17 protein-coding genes are annotated in these 16,541 nt (G+C 61.1%); 7 read left to right on the forward strand and 10 right to left on the reverse strand.

Going from position 1 to position 16,541, the window contains the following annotated elements:
* Nucleotides 1-84: 84 nt before the first annotated feature.
* Complete coding sequence (locus ACJ8QI_RS07910) at nt 85-399, forward strand: AprI/Inh family metalloprotease inhibitor (RefSeq protein ID WP_060418940.1); 315 nt, start codon at nt 85-87, stop codon at nt 397-399.
* A gap of 74 nt (nt 400-473) precedes the next feature.
* Here ACJ8QI_RS07910 and ACJ8QI_RS07915 read toward each other — a convergent pair whose 3' ends face one another.
* On the reverse strand, nt 474-770 hold the full coding sequence (locus tag ACJ8QI_RS07915) for a DUF1330 domain-containing protein (protein WP_060418938.1): 297 nt from the start codon (nt 768-770) through the stop codon (nt 474-476).
* A 1-nt stretch (nt 771) separates the two neighbouring features.
* The gene (locus tag ACJ8QI_RS07920) at nt 772-1,566 is read right to left on the reverse strand and encodes a GntR family transcriptional regulator (protein WP_204275777.1); all 795 of its coding nucleotides are present in this window, start codon (nt 1,564-1,566) and stop codon (nt 772-774) included.
* 336 nt (nt 1,567-1,902) lie between these two features.
* Between ACJ8QI_RS07920 and ACJ8QI_RS07925 the strand changes: the two genes are divergently transcribed.
* The 6 genes from ACJ8QI_RS07925 (at nt 1,903) to ACJ8QI_RS07950 (ending at nt 8,303) form a co-directional block, all read left to right on the forward strand.
* Nucleotides 1,903-2,505, forward strand: a complete 603-nt coding sequence (locus ACJ8QI_RS07925) for an amino acid synthesis family protein (RefSeq protein WP_033648297.1) — start codon at nt 1,903-1,905, stop codon at nt 2,503-2,505.
* The gene (locus tag ACJ8QI_RS07930) at nt 2,477-3,304 is read left to right on the forward strand and encodes an alpha/beta fold hydrolase (RefSeq protein WP_342121313.1); all 828 of its coding nucleotides are present in this window, start codon (nt 2,477-2,479) and stop codon (nt 3,302-3,304) included. The genes ACJ8QI_RS07925 and ACJ8QI_RS07930 overlap by 29 nt, the downstream gene beginning before the upstream one ends.
* Nucleotides 3,291-4,220 (forward strand): flavin reductase, encoded by a 930-nt coding sequence (locus ACJ8QI_RS07935; protein ID WP_442532315.1) that lies wholly within the window; start codon nt 3,291-3,293, stop codon nt 4,218-4,220. Before ACJ8QI_RS07930 ends, ACJ8QI_RS07935 begins: the two co-directional genes overlap by 14 nt.
* Nucleotides 4,221-4,239: 19 nt before the next feature.
* Nucleotides 4,240-5,277: an LLM class flavin-dependent oxidoreductase gene (locus ACJ8QI_RS07940; protein ID WP_049199552.1), complete on the forward strand. Its 1,038-nt coding sequence runs from the start codon at nt 4,240-4,242 to the stop codon at nt 5,275-5,277.
* Nucleotides 5,278-5,288: 11 nt separating this feature from the next.
* A complete protein-coding gene (locus ACJ8QI_RS07945; RefSeq protein ID WP_049199554.1) occupies nt 5,289-6,755 on the forward strand; it encodes an aldehyde dehydrogenase in 1,467 nt (488 codons plus the stop codon).
* Nucleotides 6,756-6,917: 162 nt separating this feature from the next.
* Nucleotides 6,918-8,303, forward strand: a complete 1,386-nt coding sequence (locus ACJ8QI_RS07950; RefSeq protein WP_060418931.1) for a purine-cytosine permease family protein — start codon at nt 6,918-6,920, stop codon at nt 8,301-8,303.
* Nucleotides 8,304-8,672: 369 nt separating this feature from the next.
* Here the strand turns inward: ACJ8QI_RS07950 and pqqF are convergent, their stop codons facing one another.
* From pqqF to ACJ8QI_RS07990, 8 genes are all read right to left on the reverse strand, one after another.
* Complete coding sequence (gene pqqF / locus ACJ8QI_RS07955) at nt 8,673-10,985, reverse strand: pyrroloquinoline quinone biosynthesis protein PqqF (protein ID WP_442532316.1); 2,313 nt, start codon at nt 10,983-10,985, stop codon at nt 8,673-8,675.
* 2 nt (nt 10,986-10,987) lie between these two features.
* Nucleotides 10,988-12,124 carry a pyrroloquinoline quinone biosynthesis protein PqqE gene (gene pqqE / locus ACJ8QI_RS07960; RefSeq protein WP_336843500.1) on the reverse strand — a complete coding sequence of 379 codons (1,137 nt, stop codon included), beginning with the start codon at nt 12,122-12,124 and terminating at the stop codon, nt 10,988-10,990.
* Nucleotides 12,117-12,395, reverse strand: coding sequence for a pyrroloquinoline quinone biosynthesis peptide chaperone PqqD (pqqD, locus tag ACJ8QI_RS07965; protein WP_016927749.1), 279 nt, complete (start codon nt 12,393-12,395; stop codon nt 12,117-12,119). The genes pqqE and pqqD overlap by 8 nt, the downstream gene beginning before the upstream one ends.
* Nucleotides 12,395-13,150, reverse strand: a complete 756-nt coding sequence (gene pqqC / locus ACJ8QI_RS07970) for a pyrroloquinoline-quinone synthase PqqC (RefSeq protein WP_060418926.1) — start codon at nt 13,148-13,150, stop codon at nt 12,395-12,397. Before pqqC ends, pqqD begins: the two co-directional genes overlap by 1 nt.
* A gap of 9 nt (nt 13,151-13,159) precedes the next feature.
* Entirely contained in the window at nt 13,160-14,071 is a 912-nt protein-coding gene (gene pqqB, locus ACJ8QI_RS07975) for a pyrroloquinoline quinone biosynthesis protein PqqB (protein ID WP_159318023.1), read from the reverse strand.
* A gap of 58 nt (nt 14,072-14,129) precedes the next feature.
* The gene (pqqA, locus tag ACJ8QI_RS07980; RefSeq protein ID WP_004937827.1) at nt 14,130-14,207 is read right to left on the reverse strand and encodes a pyrroloquinoline quinone precursor peptide PqqA; all 78 of its coding nucleotides are present in this window, start codon (nt 14,205-14,207) and stop codon (nt 14,130-14,132) included.
* A 117-nt stretch (nt 14,208-14,324) separates the two neighbouring features.
* Nucleotides 14,325-15,374 (reverse strand): dipeptidase, encoded by a 1,050-nt coding sequence (locus tag ACJ8QI_RS07985; protein ID WP_442532317.1) that lies wholly within the window; start codon nt 15,372-15,374, stop codon nt 14,325-14,327.
* Between the two features lie 133 nt (nt 15,375-15,507).
* On the reverse strand, nt 15,508-16,434 hold the full coding sequence (locus ACJ8QI_RS07990; protein ID WP_060418919.1) for a LysR family transcriptional regulator: 927 nt from the start codon (nt 16,432-16,434) through the stop codon (nt 15,508-15,510).
* Nucleotides 16,435-16,541 lie beyond the last annotated feature (107 nt).

A 16,541-nucleotide genomic window follows, 5' to 3' on the forward strand; every position in this document is an offset into this window, starting at 1 on the left:
GCGATGATGCCCACCGTTTTGCATGGGCCAGCTATGTGTAAATCTATTCTTGTCGGAATAATATTCTTGTTTTCAGGAGCCTCTATGGCAAGCAGTCTGGTTTTACCTTCTGCCGAAACGCTATCCGGGCAGTGGACGGTCAGCGATAAATCAAAGTCCTGTGTTGTACAGCTCAACACGGAGGGTGTGGAATCGGCCGGCGGCTATAGCCTAAAATTTTTGTCTGATTGCACGCCCGACGTCTTGCCGCAAGAGCCAGTGGCGTGGCGTCCTGCACCCGATGGCATTGCATTGTTAGACAAGGAAGGGCTGACTGTACTTTTCTTCTCTCAGGAAGACGATCATTACCGCAGTCAAATCTGGGCCGAGACGGGAAAGATCCTGAAGAGAAATAACTAGCGGAAAACGCCGGCCTGACCCGGCGGTTATCCCACCTCACGCCACCCAGCCTCCGCCGTAACGGTGGGGGGCTTTTATGGGGAGGTCGGCAAGCCGTCGACGATGGTAATCATGGCTTCCGCTACGTGGCGCCGCTGTTGTTTCGCCAGCTGATAGGCCGGTGAATGGTAGCAGGCCAGGGCGGTGGCGTAGTCGTCGAATTCGATCAGCACATGTTTCACAAACGCCGGGCCTTCCAGCGTTTGCGCCTGTTCGCCGCGGGCGAGAAAACGGGCGTTGAACTGGCGAAACGCCTGAGGCGCCAAATCCATATAATGCTGATATTGCTGCGGATCTTTCACGGTGACATGGGCAATCCAGTAAGCGGGCATCTCAGGGCTCCTGTTGCAGAATGCGCTTGGCCAGCGCGGCGGCCTCGGTCAGGTGATCGATGACTTCTTGCCTGGCCTGTGTCGGATTGTTTTGTTCGATGGCGTGATAGATCCGCGTCATGCGCTCGAAACCGGCCAGCTGGCGCTCCGGGGTTTTCAGGGTCAGGGCGCGCAGGCGGCTGATGCGGCTATTCAGGCGTTGAACGATTTCCCAGGCGATGGCGTGATGGGCCACCTGGAAAATGGTTTCATAAAAGGCCTGCGACGCCTCAACGCGCTGAATATCGTCCTGCCCGGCCGAAGCCTGATTAATCGCAATTAATTTTTCATGCAGTTTCTTTTTATCTTCCGGCCCGGCTTTCAAAGCGCAGTCGTGAGCGGCATCCTGTTCAAGCAGCAGACGAATAGTATAAATCTGCTCGGCAATTTCCCAGGTCAGAATAGCGACAATCGGCCCTTTCTTGCCGAGTGTTTCAATGAGCCCCTCCGCTTCGAGATAACGGATCACCTCGCGCACCACGCTGCGGCTGACGCCCAGCTCCTCGCACAGGCTGCGTTCCACCAAACGATCGCCGGCCTGAAAATACCCTGAGATAATCGCCTGCCTAATTTTCGCCAATGCCAATTCGCGCAAGGTGACCGGTGCATTCTCAATCTTCAATGACGCCTGAACCATAATTGTCTCTATTTTTTGTGGATCATCATTAATCCGGATAACGACGCGTATTCCCGTTTGCCCGGTACTATTAACATCTTTCCAACCTGCAAAGCAACGGCGGCCGATTTCGCGCCGCATCGCTAAAACGGCGAATGTTGCAGCAGCTCACAAAATCGAAAGATAGCCTAAAAAAAACGCTTTTCGTTGCCGATACCCGCTGGCTCAACGGGTTCGGCACGGGCACCGGCCGCTGAGCGGAAGCGGTCGTGGCCGGCGTTTCGCCCCCGGCCAAAGTCCACGCAGATTTATTAATATTTTGATTAATATCGGTTATTTTCAATTTCCCTTTACTCTTAGATGAAAATAAGAATACCGTATTATGGTATACCAAATTTTGACATACCAATCTGCCCGATGTTATACCCTCGACTCGTGACATCTGATTAACATTTGATTTACTTTTCGAGGTCCCTTATGCATCAAGACATCCGTAAGACTCTGGTTTCCACAGAAACCCTCTACGCCGACGGTGGCAAATCGGCGGGCAAACCGCTGGTGATGATCGCGGCGGCGGCGGTGATTAAAAACCCCTGGGCCGGTCAAGGCTTTGTTGAGGATCTGGCGCCAAAGATTCGAGAAATGGCGCCTGTGCTGGGTGAGCTGCTGACCGGTTTGATCCTCAAAGAGGCCGGCTCTGGCGAGCGGGTGGAAGCCTTCGGCAAAAGCGCGGTGGTGGGGCTGGGCGGTGAGTTGGAACACGCCTCGGCGCTGATTCACACGCTGCATTTCGGCAACCACTACCGCTCGGCGGTCAACGGTAAAAGCTATCTGGCGTTCAACAATACCCGCGGGCCGGCCAACGCGCCGATCCTGATCCCGATGATGGGGAAAAACGACGAAGGCAGCCGCGAGCACTACCTGACATTCCAGTTCAACATCAACGACGCGCCTTTCGACGACGAAATCGTCATCGCATTGGGCGCGGCGCTGGGGGGGCGGCCGCATCACCGTATCGGCAACCGTTATTTGGATCTGAAAGAGCTGGGCCATGATCAGAACAATCCGGCAGCTGTCTGAGCCCGCTCTGCGGGTAGGGTATCTGGAGGCCGGGCGTGGCGAGCCGCTGGTGTTGATCCACGGTGTAGGCATGAACGCGGAGGCCTGGTATCCCCAGCTCGATGCGCTTAGCGCGCACTTTCGGGTCATCGCCGTCGATATGCCGGGCCACGGCGAAAGCGAAGGCTTCGCCCACGCCGCGACGCTGGAGGATTACGTGCGCTGGATGGCGGCCTTCTTAAACACCCTGGATACGCCGAGCGTTGCGGTGGCGGGGCACTCGATGGGGGCGTTGATCACCGCCGGTTTGGCGATCGATTATCCGGAACGGGTCAAACGCGCCGTGGTGATGAGCGGCGTGTTCCAGCGCTCGGCCCAGGCCAGTGCCGCGGTTGCGCAACGCGCCAGCGCGTTGGCCAGCGGCCAGACGCAGATCGACTCGCCGCTGAGCCGGTGGTTTGGCGCCGATCCCGCCGAACAGCGTCTGCGCCAGCAGGTGGGTGGCTGGTTGCAACAGGTGGACGTCACGGGCTACGCCCGCGCGTATCAGGCGTTTGCTACCGGCGATCGGGTGTATGCCCAGCGTTGGCACCTTATCCGCTGCCCGGTGTTGGTATTGACCGGCGAGCACGACGCCAACTCCAGCCCGGAGATGGCGCGGCAAATGGCGCAGGCCGCACCGAACGGGCGCGCGGTGATCATTGAGAACGCCAAACACATGGTCAGTCTGACCGATGCGCAACGCGTCAACGCGCTGATGCTCGATTTTCTGACCGCAGAGCAACCTTTGACTTTAGGAGCGGCAAATGGACGCGGATAAACGCAGGCAGTTGCGCGACGCTTTCGGCGCCTTTATGACCGGCGTCACCATTGTGACCTCGGTGGACAAGCAGGGGCGGCCGATTGGCTTCACCGCCAATTCGTTTTCTTCGGTGTCGCTGGATCCGGCGCTGCTGTTGGTGAGCATCGATAAACGTTCGGCAAACCTGGAACACTTCACCCAGTGCAGCCACTTCGCCATCAATATTCTGGCGGAACAGCAAAAAGAGGCTTCAACCATTTTTGCGCAAAAGAACGAAGACCGCTTTGCGCTGATCGATTGGCGCTGGAGCGCGTCGCGGGTGCCGCTGATCGAGAACAGTTCGGCGTGGTTCGACTGCTCGCTGCATCAGGTGGTGGATGCCGGCGACCATGCCATTCTGATCGGCCAGGTCGAAGGGTTCGAGTCCAACGCCACCGCCGGTCTGGGGTATTACCGCGGCGCCTATTTCACGCCTTATCAAAACGCGCAGTCGCTGATTGGCGGGCCGCAGGTGGTGGTGAGCGCGCTGATCGAGTTTGAAGGGCATGCCGTGATGGTACGACAAAACGACGGCGGCTATCAGCTGCCGTCCAGCGCGGTGGAGAAACGCAGCGTCAGCGAAACGTTGGGAGATTTACTGCAGCAGTTGGGCATCAACGCCCATCCGGGTTTCGTCTATTCCGTCTATGACGACCGGCAGAAGCACCAGCAGCACATCGTTTTTCTGTGTGCGCTGCCGACCTATGCCGGCAGCCTGACGCCGCAGCTGAGCGCGGCGGAATGGTTCGATATGCCGACGCTGGCGCGGCTGCCGATCAAGGATCCGGCGCTGCGGTCGATGCTGGGCCGGTTCGTCAAAGAAAACGCCGTGGGCAATTACGGTATCTATTATGGCGATGAGCACAGCGGTGCCATCAAGCAATTCGCCGGTTGAGGCTGAACGGGAGAGTGTGATGAAACTGTCTTTATTCGTGCATATGGAACGAACGTTACCCGAAGAGTCGCAGGAAAAGCTCTACCAGGAGATGATCGAACTCTGCGAAATCGCCGATCGCGGCGGCATGCACGCCATCTGGACCGGTGAGCACCACGGCATGAATTTCACCATCGCGCCGAATCCATTCATCAATTTGGCGGACATTGCCCGGCGCACCTCCAGGGTGCGGCTCGGCACCGGCACCATCATTGCGCCGTTCAACCACCCGATCCGTCTGGCGGGCGAGGCGGCGATGACCGACATCATCACCGGCGGCAGGCTGGAGCTGGGTATCGCGCGTGGCGCCTATTCCTATGAATACGAACGGCTGATGCCCGGTTTGACCGCCTGGGATGCGGGGCAGCGCATGCGCGAGCTGATCCCGGCGGTAAAAAAACTCTGGCAGGGCGACTATGCCCATCAGGGGGAATACTGGTCGTTCCCGGCGACCACCTCCTCGCCGCTGCCGAAACAGCAGCCGCATCCGCCGATTTGGGTGGCGGCGCGCGATCCCAACAGCCACGAATTTGCGGTGCAAAACGGCTGCAACGTTCAGGTGACGCCGCTGCATCAGGGGGAAGAGGAGATCGTGCGGCTGGTGACCTGTTTCAACGAGGCGCGTGCACGCTTCGCCGCCGAGCAGCCGCTGAAGATCATGCTGTTGCAGCATGGCTATGTGGCGGAAGACGAGGCGGACGCCCGCCTGGCGGCGGAAGAGCTCAACCGTTTCTACCACTACTTCGGCGCCTGGTTCAAGAACCAGCGGCCGGTGCGGCAAGGGCTGATTCAGCCGCTGAGCGATGAAGAGATCGCCGCCAATACCTATTATTCCGCCGAGATGATGCGCACTAACCTGGCTATCGGTACCGCCAATGAGGTCATTACGCGGCTGAAAAAATATGAGGCGCTGGGTTATGACGAGTTTGCGTTGTGGATCGACAGCGGCATGAGCTTTGCACGTAAAAAGGCCTCTCTGGAGCGGTTCATTCGCTGCGTGATGCCGGAATTTCACTGACGGAGGCGCTGATGGAATCATTCAAACTCTACATCGACGGCCGGTTTGACGCCGGTTCGGCGACCTTCGCCTCGCTCAACCCGGCGACCGGTGAACCCTGGGCGCAGGTGGCGGAAGCCCGAGCCCAGGATGTGGATCGCGCCGTTGCGGCGGCGCATCGGGCGTTTCAGGGAGCCGAATGGCGCGACATGACCGCCGGCGCGCGCGGCAAGCTGTTGTTGCGGCTGGCCGATTTGCTGGAGCAACACGCTCCCGAGCTGGCGCGGCTGGAGACGCTGGATACCGGCAAGATCATCCGTGAAACCCAGGCGCAGATCGCTTATGTGGCGGAATACTACCGATACTACGCCGGCCTGGCCGACAAGATGGAAGGCAGCGTGCTGGCGATCGACAAACCTGACATGGAAACCTGGGTGCGTCGCGAACCGATCGGGGTGGTGGCGGCGATCGTGCCCTGGAATAGCCAGCTGTTTCTTGCGGCGGTGAAAATCGGCCCGGCGATCGCCGCCGGCTGCACGCTGGTGGTCAAAGCGGCGGAAACCGCGCCGGCGCCGCTGCTGGCGTTCGCCAGGCTGATAGACGAGGCCGGTTTTCCACGCGGCGTATGCAATGTGATCACCGGCTTTGCCGCCGACTGCGGCGCGGTGCTGACGGCGCATCCGCAGGTAGACCACATCGCCTTTACCGGCGGCGCGGAAACCGCAAAGCACATCGTTCGCGGCAGTGCGGAAAACCTCGCCAGCACCTCGCTGGAGCTGGGCGGGAAATCGCCGTTTATCGTCTTCGACGATGCGGATCTGACCAGCGCAGCGAATGCGCAGGTGGCGGCCATTTTCGCCGCGTCGGGCCAGAGCTGCGTAGCCGGTTCGCGCCTGTTGGTGGCAGAAAGCATCAAAGACGCGTTTTTGGCCCGGCTGACGGAGAAGGTGCGCAGTATTCGCATCGGGCCGCCGGATCGCCCGGACACCCAGTTCGGGCCGCTTTGTACCCGGCAGCAGCAAGAGCGGATCGCCGCCATCGTCAGCCGCTCGCTGGAGCAGGGGGCGAAACTGGTGGTTGGCCACGCGGCGATCGATTCACCGGGCTTTTATTACCCGCCGACGATCGTCGACTGCAGTGCGCAACCCGACGCCGAGTGCGTAAAGCAAGAGCTGTTCGGCCCGGTGCTGTCGGTGTTGACCTTCAGGGACGAAGCGGAGGCGATTCAGCTTGCCAATGATTCAGCCTATGGCCTGGCGGCCGGCATTTTCACGCAGAACCTGACGCGTGCGCATCGGGTGACCCGACGCCTGCGGGTGGGCGTGGTGTGGCTGAATACCTATCGGGCGGTATCGCCGCTGGCGCCGTTCGGCGGTTACGGCAAGTCGGGGTTTGGCCGCGAGGGCGGGATTGACGCCGCGCTGGAATACACCACCAGCAAGACGGTGTGGCTGCGCACCAGTGACGATCCGATAGACGATCCCTTCGTCATGCGCTGAGTCAGCGTAATCAGGCGCGATCTCAGGTCGCGCCGGCAGCTCTGTTTTCATCGCGTTGATACAGGCGACCGCAATGTCGCCGGGGCAAACGCACGCTTTTTTCGACGTATTCGCACCCTACACGCTGTAAAAAAATAAGAATCCACGTTAACCGGGGGATATATGAATTCTCAGCCAGAGCAGACCGCGTTTATTGAAGACAAGTCGATCGATTTTGTTCCCGCCGCGGAGCGTCACGGCCATGCCCGCAGCCTGTTTACCCTGTGGTTTTGCACCAACATTGCGCCGCTGGCGGTGGTGACCGGGGCCATCTCCACGCAGACGTTTCATCTCGATATTCTCTCGGCGCTGAGCGCGATTGTCGCCGGCCACCTGTTCGGGGGCATTTTTCTGGCGCTGACCTCGGCCCAGGGGCCGCAGGTCGGGATACCGCAAATGGTGCAGAGCCGGGCGCAGTTCGGCCGCTATGGTTCGCTGTTGGTGATCGTGTTCACCACGGTGATCTATCTGGGGTTCTTTATTTCCAACATCACGCTTTCTGGCAAGGTCATCCATAACGTCATCCCGTCATTGAGCATGGGCGTGGCGACGGTGATTGGCGCGGTGCTGGCGACGCTGATCGGGGTGGTGGGCTACCGTTTCATCCACAAGATCAACAAAATCGGCGCCTGGGTGATGGGCAGCGCGCTGATTCTCGGGTTGGTATTGATGTTTTCTCAACCGCTGCCGGCGGATTTTTGGCAGCGGGGATCGTTCAGCATTGCCGGTTGGTTCGCCACATTCTGCATCGGCGCCGTCTGGCAAATCAGTTTCTCGCCCTACACGTCAGACTATTCGCGTTACCTGCCGGCGGAAGTCGGCATTGCCAAACCCTTCCTGTATACCTATCTGGGCGCCTGCAGCGGTACCATTTTAGCCTTCGTGTTCGGTATGGTGGCGGTCAATCTGGTCGCCGGCAGCGACGATGCCATGGAGGCGGTACGCCAGGCGACGGGAGGGTTGGGGCCGGTGCTGATGGTGCTGTTTCTGATCAACATCATCTGCCATAACTCGATGAATTTGTACGGTGCGGTGCTCTCGTTGATTACCGCCGTACAAACCTTCTTGCCGCAGTGGATGCCTAATGCGCGGATACGTACGCTGTTCTCGGCATTGATTTTGCTGGGATCGGTATGGGTGGCGTTGGTTGCCTCGGCCAACTTTGTACATCTGTTCCTGAACCTGATCTTTGCCTTGATCTCAGTGCTGATCCCGTGGTGCATGATCAACCTGATCGATTTTTACCTGCTTAACCGCCAACGCTATGACATTTCGGCCATTTTCAGCGCCGACGGCGGGCGCTACGGCCTGCTTAACACCCGCGCGCTCGGCGTTTATTTCGGCGGTATTGCGGTGCAGGTGCCTTTTGTTGAGAACGCGTTCTTCTCCGGCCCTTACGCCAATCTGATCCCGGGCGCAGACATTTCCTGGGTGATCAGCATGGTGCTGACCGGCATCGCTTACCCACTGTGTTGTTCACGACGGGCTAACTGGGCAGTGCAATTATAACTCTCGAGCCTCGCCGGCCAGCATAAAAGGCCGGTTTGAGGGATGTGACAAAGTAATATTTAGAACAGGAGATTTCTAATTTTTTAATTTATTAAATTAGATAATAATCATATGAAATGGCTAAATGGATTTGGGCTAACTTATGATTGTTATATTAATGTTGCTGCTCATGGTGTTTTATATATCTCTAGCTTATGAGTTTAGAAGAATGAAAAAGCGAAGAATATATGCCTGGCATAAAAGGAAAAGGAAGAAGTCGGTTAAGCGATTTATCAACATGCTCTTATTTAAATAATTTTCCGGAGCAAGCTTTACAGGGATAACATGATTTTCTGAGACATATCTTTTCCTGATGATTGTTAGTCTTCATCAGCCTGCGGGGAACAGCCGCTGCTGCCAATCCGTCAGTTGCGTCAGTGTCATCGGCTTGGTGGCAATGAGTGCGCGATTTTCCAAGGCAATTTCTCGGGCGCGCTGTAACGATTCGGTGCTGAGGCGCTGCAGGCTTTGCCGCAGCGCCTGTTGTATTTGCGCCAGCTCGCCAGCGCCAACGTGCGCCAGCTCATGGTGCATCTGCAGCAAGAATTCGTCGGTTAACTGCCGCAGCTGTTCAACGTTGAACGTCGGGGATTGCAGCGCGAACAGCAGGCCCTCGGCATCGGCACAGCGGTGGAAGGCGCATTGCACCACATAGCCCACGTTGCGATCCACGCGCAACCGCTGCAAATAACGCGGGGCGTAAAGCTGAGCCAGCACGCGCAGCGCCCAACGGCCTTCGGCTTCGCCGTTCGGCAGCGGGTAAAACTGCAGTAAGGCGCTTTCGGCGCCGCTTTCCGTCAGCGTGACGGGGCGATGATGGTGATGTGTCGGCAGCGGCGGCTCCGCGGCCACGGAATAGGGGAAGCCGTACAGCAGGTGCGACAGCTGCCGTTTTAACTCGCCATCGCCGCCGATCAAGGTGGCATGCCATTGCGCCGCTGCGGTTGGCGCGCTGAGCGCCGCCGGCAATTGGGCTAACAGACGGCGAATGGCGATATCGTTTTGCGCTTTCCGCTGCGTATGGCGCAGGTTTCTCGCCGCCTCGTTGAGCACGGCCGGCGACAACACCGCCAGCGCGCGGTTTACGACGCTCAGTCCATGGCAGATCAGCGCGTGGCTGCCCGCCAACTGCAGCAGCCACACGCCCTGGTGGCGTTCGAAGCTTAAATGTCCCTCCCGATGCGCCAGTTCGGCCGCCTCGGCGCGCAGCGCCGCCTGTATGCCGCAGGCCTGTTCATCGCTGAAGGGGCTGGACGGCGCCGGCCGCAGCAACAGCACCGGCTGCGCTTCGCCAGGGAGCAGATGCCGCAGCGGCGCCAGGCCGGAAGGCAAGGTCGGACTCTGCAGCGCCGCCGAGGCGGTGAAAAAGCGAAAAGGTTCCGCTGCGGGCGTCAGCGCGGCGCCAACGAAGGGGCCAAGTGCCAGCGGCAACCCTTGAATTTCACGGGTTTCGCCGCCGCCATCGGGCCGCACGGCCAGGCGGCGGCGCGGCGCGCTAATCAGCGCCGCAATATGCCGTGGCCACTCGTCGTTCGGCTCCGCCGGCGGCAACCCAAACGCTCTGGCGCGCAGCTGATCGAGCGGCGCCAAACGGTGGAGATCGCGATTGGCCAGCCGTTCGTAATGCGCAAGCTGAGCCGGTGCCAGCACCTGCAGCGCCTGCAGCCACGCCAGCAACGCGCTTTCGATGTGGGCAGCTTCAGCGGCTGAACCGTGATTGACGGTAAAGATAAAACTCAGTAGCGCGTTGTTCTCGCTGCAGCGCGAATAATCAAGCCGAACCGCATCGCACCACGCCTGAGCGCGCAGCCGCGCCAGCAGCCCGCCGGGGGCTTCGTCCAGCAGCAGGCGCTCCAGCCGCCGCAGCCAACCGCGCGAATGGGAGCGCGACAGGGCAAACACCAGTCTCAGCTGCGGCGTGCCGGGAAGAGACAGGGTGTAATCTTTCGCAGCGGTCAGCGGCGGTGAGGCTTTGTGCGGTATAGCGCTGCCCGATGGCAAGCGGCTGCCGTAACGCTGGGCCAGCGCATGCAGCTGCGCCAGCGATTGTGGGCCTTGCAGCCACAGCGTCAGGTTTGGCGCGCGAAAATAGCGCCGGTGAAACTGCCGCAGCGCCTGCTGCAGGGCGGAAATGTCGTTGCCGAAAGCGGCGCGGCTGCCGATATGAAAGCGGTGCATGGCGTCCAGGCCGGCGAACATCTGCCGCTGTGCGGCTTCGCAGCGGGTTTCCACCTCGGCGCGCAGCAGGCGGTATTCGGCGTCGATGACCTCAACCTCCTGTGCGATCGCCTCGGCCGCCAGCTGTGGGGCGGCGAGCATATCGCTCAGCCGCGCCAGCCCCTGCGCCAAATGATCGGCGCCCACCTCGAAGAAAAACGCGGTTTGCGTGGCCTGAGTGGTGGCATTCAGGCGGCCGCCCACCGACGGTACCCAGCCCATCAGACTATCTTGCGCGCTGAAGTTCGCGCTGCCGCGAAACAACATATGCTCCAGCAGATGCGCCAGGCCCGGCCAGGCTGTGGGCGCCTGAAAACTGCCCGCTTCAATGCGCACCAGCGCGGCGGCGCTAGCGGCGGCAGGATCGCTTATCGCCTTGACGGCCAAACCGTTGTCGAGCTGCCAGGAGGCGCCGGCGAGTACCATCGTCAACCCTTGAAAATCAGACGGGAGTTGGTTTGATTGCGAAAACGCAGCTGATCGATACCGATCTGCGAACGATTCGCCGCTTCCCGCGCCGCCAGAATGGTGCCGTGGTGCGGCGATTTGCCGCATACCGGGTCGGCGTTGTCGGCGTTGCCGGTCAGCATGAACGCCTGGCAGCGGCAGCCACCGTAGTCTTTCTCTTTCTCCGAGCAGGAACGGCAGGGCTCCGGCATCCAGTCATAGCCGCGATAGCGGTTAAAACCGAACGAGTGGTACCAGATATGCTGCAGATCGTGCTCCAGCACCGACGGGAAGGCGATCGGCAACTGACGGGCGCTATGACAGGGTAACGCCATGCCTTCCGGCGTTACGCTCATGAAGATCGCACCCCAGCCGCCCATGCAGCCTTTGGGGCGCTCCTCGTAGTAATCCGGCGTGACGAACAGCAGGTTGGCCAGCTTGCCGTCGGCGGCCATGCGTTCGCGGTAGCGTTTTACCACCGCTTCCGCGTCGGCGATCTGCTCGTGGGTCGGCAGCAGGCCCTCGCGGTTGAGGTGTGCCCAGCCGTAGAACTGGCAGGTCGCCAGCTCGACGTCGTCGGCGTCCAGCTGGATCGCCAGTTCGATAATGCGGTCGATCTGACCGATATTGTGGCGATGCAACACGAAGTTGAGCACCATCGGATAGCCGAGCGCCTTGACCGCCCTGGCCATGGCCAGCTTCTGCTGAAACGCCTTGGCGGAGCCCGCCAGTGCGGCGTTCAGCGTTTCGTCGCTGGCCTGAAAACTGATCTGGATATGGTCCAGCCCGGCGTCGGCGAAGGTCTGCAGCTTCTTCTCGGTCAGGCCGATGCCGGAAGTGATCAGGTTGGTGTAAAAGCCGAGATCGCGCGCGGCGGCGATCAGCTCGGGCAGGTCTTTACGCACCAGCGGCTCGCCGCCGGAAAAACCGAGCTGCACGCTGCCCATCGCCCGCGCCTGGCGAAACACCTCAATCCACTGCGCGGTGGTCAGCTCTTTTTCCTGCGCGGCAAAATCGAGCGGGTTGGAGCAATAGGGGCACTGCAGCGGGCAGCGGTAGGTCAGCTCCGCCAGCAGCCAGAGCGGCGGGTTCACCGCCGGCGCGCGTGCTTCAGTCACGGAAGGTCACCCATTTTTGTTCGTAGGCGCGCTGGAAAAACTCCAGCACGTCATCCGCCAACCCCTCGGCGCCGGGAAAGCGGGCGTTCAGCTGCGCGATGATGCCGTTCAGCGTGGTGTGGCCGTCGACCAGCTGCAAGATGGCGGCGGCGCTGTCGTTCAGCTTGGCCATGCCTTCCGGGTAGAGGATCACGTGGCTATTTTGCACTTGCTCCCATTGCAGGCGGTAGCCGCGGCGGAAGACCGGGGTGTGTTCAGGGTTCAGCGTCATTACACCAGCCTCTGGTTGTGCCATACCCGCGCGGCGGTCACGCTGTGAAAAGGCGGGCGGTTCAGGGTATAGGCCATGCTCATGGCGTCCAGCATGCTCCACAGAATATCCAGTTTGAACTGCAGGATCTCCAGCATGCGCTGCTGCTTTTCAACGGTGTCGCAATAGTCCAGCGCCAACGCCAGGCCGTGCTCCACATCGCGGTTGGCCTGGCCGAGGCGGCTGCGGAAATAGTCGTAGCCGGCGGCGTCGATCCACGGATAGTGCTGCGGCCAGCTGTCGAGGCGCGACTGGTGGATTTGCGGCGCGAACAGTTCGGTCAGCGAGCTGCAGGCCGCTTCTTGCCAGCAGGCGCGGCGCGCGAAATTGACGTAGGCGTCCACCGCAAAGCGCACGCCCGGCAGCACCAACGCTTCAGAGAGCAGGGTGTCGCGCTGCAGCCCGACGGCTTCGCCCAGGCGCAGCCAGGCTTCGATGCCGCCTTCGCTGCCGCCGTAGCCATCGTGATCCAGGATGCGCTGCACCCATTTGCGGCGGGTTTCCGGCTGCGGGCAGTTAGCCATGATCGCCGCGTCTTTGATCGGAATGCTGGTCTGGTAGTAGAACCGGTTGGCCACCCAGCCCTGGATCTGCTCGCGGGTTGCTTCACCGTTGTGCATCGCGATGTGGTACGGGTGGTGGATATGGTAATAAGCGCCTTTGGCGCGCAGCGCCGCTTCAAATGCCGGCGGAGTCAGGGGCAGTGGTTGCGTCATGGCGGTTCCCTACAGTTCGATATTCATGCCGTCCCAGCTCACTTCAATGCCGGCGGCGGTCAGGCTTTGCCGCTCTGCCGAGTCTTCATTGAGGATTGGGTTGGTATTGTTAATGTGGATCAGGATTTTGCGCCTGGCGGGCAAGGTGGCGAGCAGGGCCGCCAGCCCGTGTTCTTCCGCCAGCGCCAGATGCCCCATGTCTTTGCCGGTATTGCGGCCCACGCCGGCGTTGGCCAGCTCGTTGTCGCGCCACAGCGTGCCGTCGATCAGCAGGCAGTCCGCGCGGCGCAGCCACGGCATCAGCGCCTCGTCCGGCTCACCCAGGCCCGGTGCGTACAGCAGCCCGACCCCGCGCGCGGTATCTTCGATAAACAGCGCCACGTTGTGGCCCGGCAGCGGGCGATCGCGGTACGGCGAATAGGGCGGCGCGTTGCTGAGTAGCGGAATGGCGGTAAAGCGCACGGTCGGGCAGACCGCCGTGTGGAACGGTTCCTCAGGCGTCACCGGGTGGTGAATCAGCCCACCGTTCCAGTGGGAGAGCATGGGAAACACCGGGAAGCCGGTGCTGAGATCGTCATGCACTTCAGGCGTGCACCAGACGTGATGCGGGCAGCCCTCGCGCAAATTGAGCAAGCCCGCGCTGTGATCGATCTGGCTGTCGGTCAACACGATCGCGCCGATACCGGTGCCGCGCAGCACATCGGGATTATTCAATTCGGGCGAGGCCAGCAGCTGATGGCAAATGTCCGGGGAAACGTTGCACAGTACCCAGTTTTTACCGTCGTCGCTGACGGCGATGGAAGACTGGGTGCGGCGCGTGGCGTTGATGCTGTGGTCGCGAACGCCCCGGCAGTTGTCGCAGTTGCAATTCCACTGGGGAAAGCCGCCGCCTGCTGCTGAGCCGAGAACTTTTATCTGCATGTCTAAACCAGAAAGAGAGGGAAAGAAATGCCCGCGCGAAAGGCGGGCAGACGGGCGATTAACGGTTGGAAATGTACAGCGTCACTTCCAGACCCAGACGCAGGTCAACAAATTCAGGTTTAGTCCAGGTAGTCATAGCGGTGCTCCTTAGCATGCATCGTAATAGTTCGAGCCCAATGAGAAACATTCGCATTCGGCCGGCCCAATGTTGGCGAAATGTGACGGAGATCGCAACCTTTAAAGCGTAACCGGGTTATTCGCCCCAGGTGGTGGCGAGCACGTTCAGCCAGTTGCGCCAGGTCAGCTTCTCCAGCAGCCGGTTATCGAACCCGGCCTGTGCCAGCGCCTGCGTCAGCAGCGGCAGGCCGCCGACATCCGCCAACGGTTGCGGTACGTTGACCCCGTCAAAATCAGAACCAAATCCCACGCGGTCTTCACCAAGTTTAGCGATCAAATACTCAACGTGTTTAACAATTTCTGTTAAGCCGGTTGTTGCACTGTCACGTTTGCCGTCCGCGCGCAGGAAGGCGGTACCGAAATTGACGCCGACCATCCCGCCGCTCTGGGCGATGGCGTCCAGCTGCGCGTCGGTCAGGTTGCGCGGCTGTCGGCAGAGGGCGTGGGCGTTGGAGTGGGTGGCGACCAGCGGCGCGCGGCTCAGCGCGACGGTTTGCCAGAAGGTTTTCTCGTTCATGTGCGAGACGTCGATCATGATGCGGCGGCGGTTACAGGCGCGGATCAGCGCCTCGCCGGCCGGCGTCAGGCCGGGGCCGGTATCGGGTGAGCCGGGGAACGGCCCGCTGACGCCGGTGCCGAAGGCGTTCGGCAGATTCCAGAATGGCCCGATACTGCGCACGCCCAGCCGGTAGAGGGCCTCCAGCTGCGTCAGCTCCGCATCGATCATGCCGGCGCCTTCAATATGCAGTACCGCGGCGATTTGCCGGTTGAGACGACACTGTTCTATCTCGGTGGCGGTGCGACAGATGCGCAGCCGCCCCTGAGAAGCCTGCTCCAGCTGCTGCAGGATGGCGATTTGCCGTTCGGCGATCGCCAGCGGATCGAAGGTGGCCTGCGCCTCGTCCTGCGTTTGGTGGCGCATCTGGGCGATATAGCTGACCGGGGGAATAAATACCGCGAACAGTCCACCGAAAAATCCGCCGCGCCGCATGCGGGCGAAATCGAGGTGGCCCGGCGTGACGCGGGAATAGAAGGCGGTGGCCGGATCGTCATCGTGCTGCAGCCACAGATTGAGCAGCAGATCATTATGGCCGTCGAACACCGGCCAGAGAGGGGGAAGCGTCATGGGCGTTTCACTGAGTCAGGCATCGTGAACGCTATGTTCACCCATAGAGCAAGGGGGAACAACCCTCAGGCTATGGGGGCTTTGCCGTCGGCGGGATCACTCGCCGTCAGCAAGGCAAAATTTAGTGACATTGTCACTCTGCGCGAAACGGTTCCTGCACGCGTTGGCGGCAGACCGTCAGCAGTAGCTGGCGTAGCCAGCGGTGATCGGCCTCGGCGTCCAGGCGCGGATGCCACATTTGCGACACGGTGATGGGCGGCGTTTTCACCGGCAGCTCGAAGACGCGCAGCGGGCCGCCCGCCGGTTGCGCATGCAGGAACGAGGCGGGCAGCAACGCCAGCAGGTTCGAGGCTTGCGCAACCGCCAGCGCGGCCGGAAAGCTCGGCACCACGGCGGCGATATGGCGTGCCAGCCCCAGCTCCGCCAGCGCGGCGTCTACCGGCCCGAGGATGCGCCCGCTGCGCGAGGCCACCACGTGGCCGCAGGCGGCGTAGTCGGCGGCGCCGATCGCCGGCTGCTGCGCCAGCGGGTGTGAGGTTCTCATCACGCCGACGAAGCGATCGCGGAACAGCGCCTGCAGGCGGATTTCCGGGCCCATGTCACCCAGCACGCCAATCTCCAGATCGACCAGCCCTTCACGCAGGGGGCGGTCGCTTTTCTCCGGCTTGGGCGCAAAGCGCAGTCGCACCCGCGGCGCCTGTTCGGCCGCGGCGGCGATCAGCGCCGGGCCGAAGGCTTCGACGAAGCCGTCGTTGGCGCGCAGCGTAAAGGTCCGATCCAGCACGGCGGGATCCAATGCCCCCTGCGCCGGGCGCAACACCGCGCGCGCTTCGAACGCCGCGTGCCGCGCCCGCTCGCGCAGCGTTTCGGCATAGGGCGTCAGCACCATATGGCGGCCGGCGCGCACCAACAGGGGATCGCCGGTGGCCGCGCGCAGCCGGCTGAGGGTGCGGCTCATCGCCGAGGCGCTTAAACCGAGACGCCGTGCGGCGCCGACGACGCTGCCCGCCGTCAGCAGCGCGTCGAGTGCGATCAACAGGTTGAAATCCGGATCGGTCATGATTGATTGGGTGTCCTGTTGTGCTGGAAATGGGGGGAAGGCGTTTGCTGCAGTATATCAGCGTAAACGCTGCGTCTCCTGCGATTGATGAGCAATAAAAAAGCCGA

The organism is Serratia sp. CY84636 (assembly GCF_052166245.1).
Taxonomy (GTDB): Bacteria; Pseudomonadota; Gammaproteobacteria; order Enterobacterales; family Enterobacteriaceae; genus Serratia; species Serratia nevei.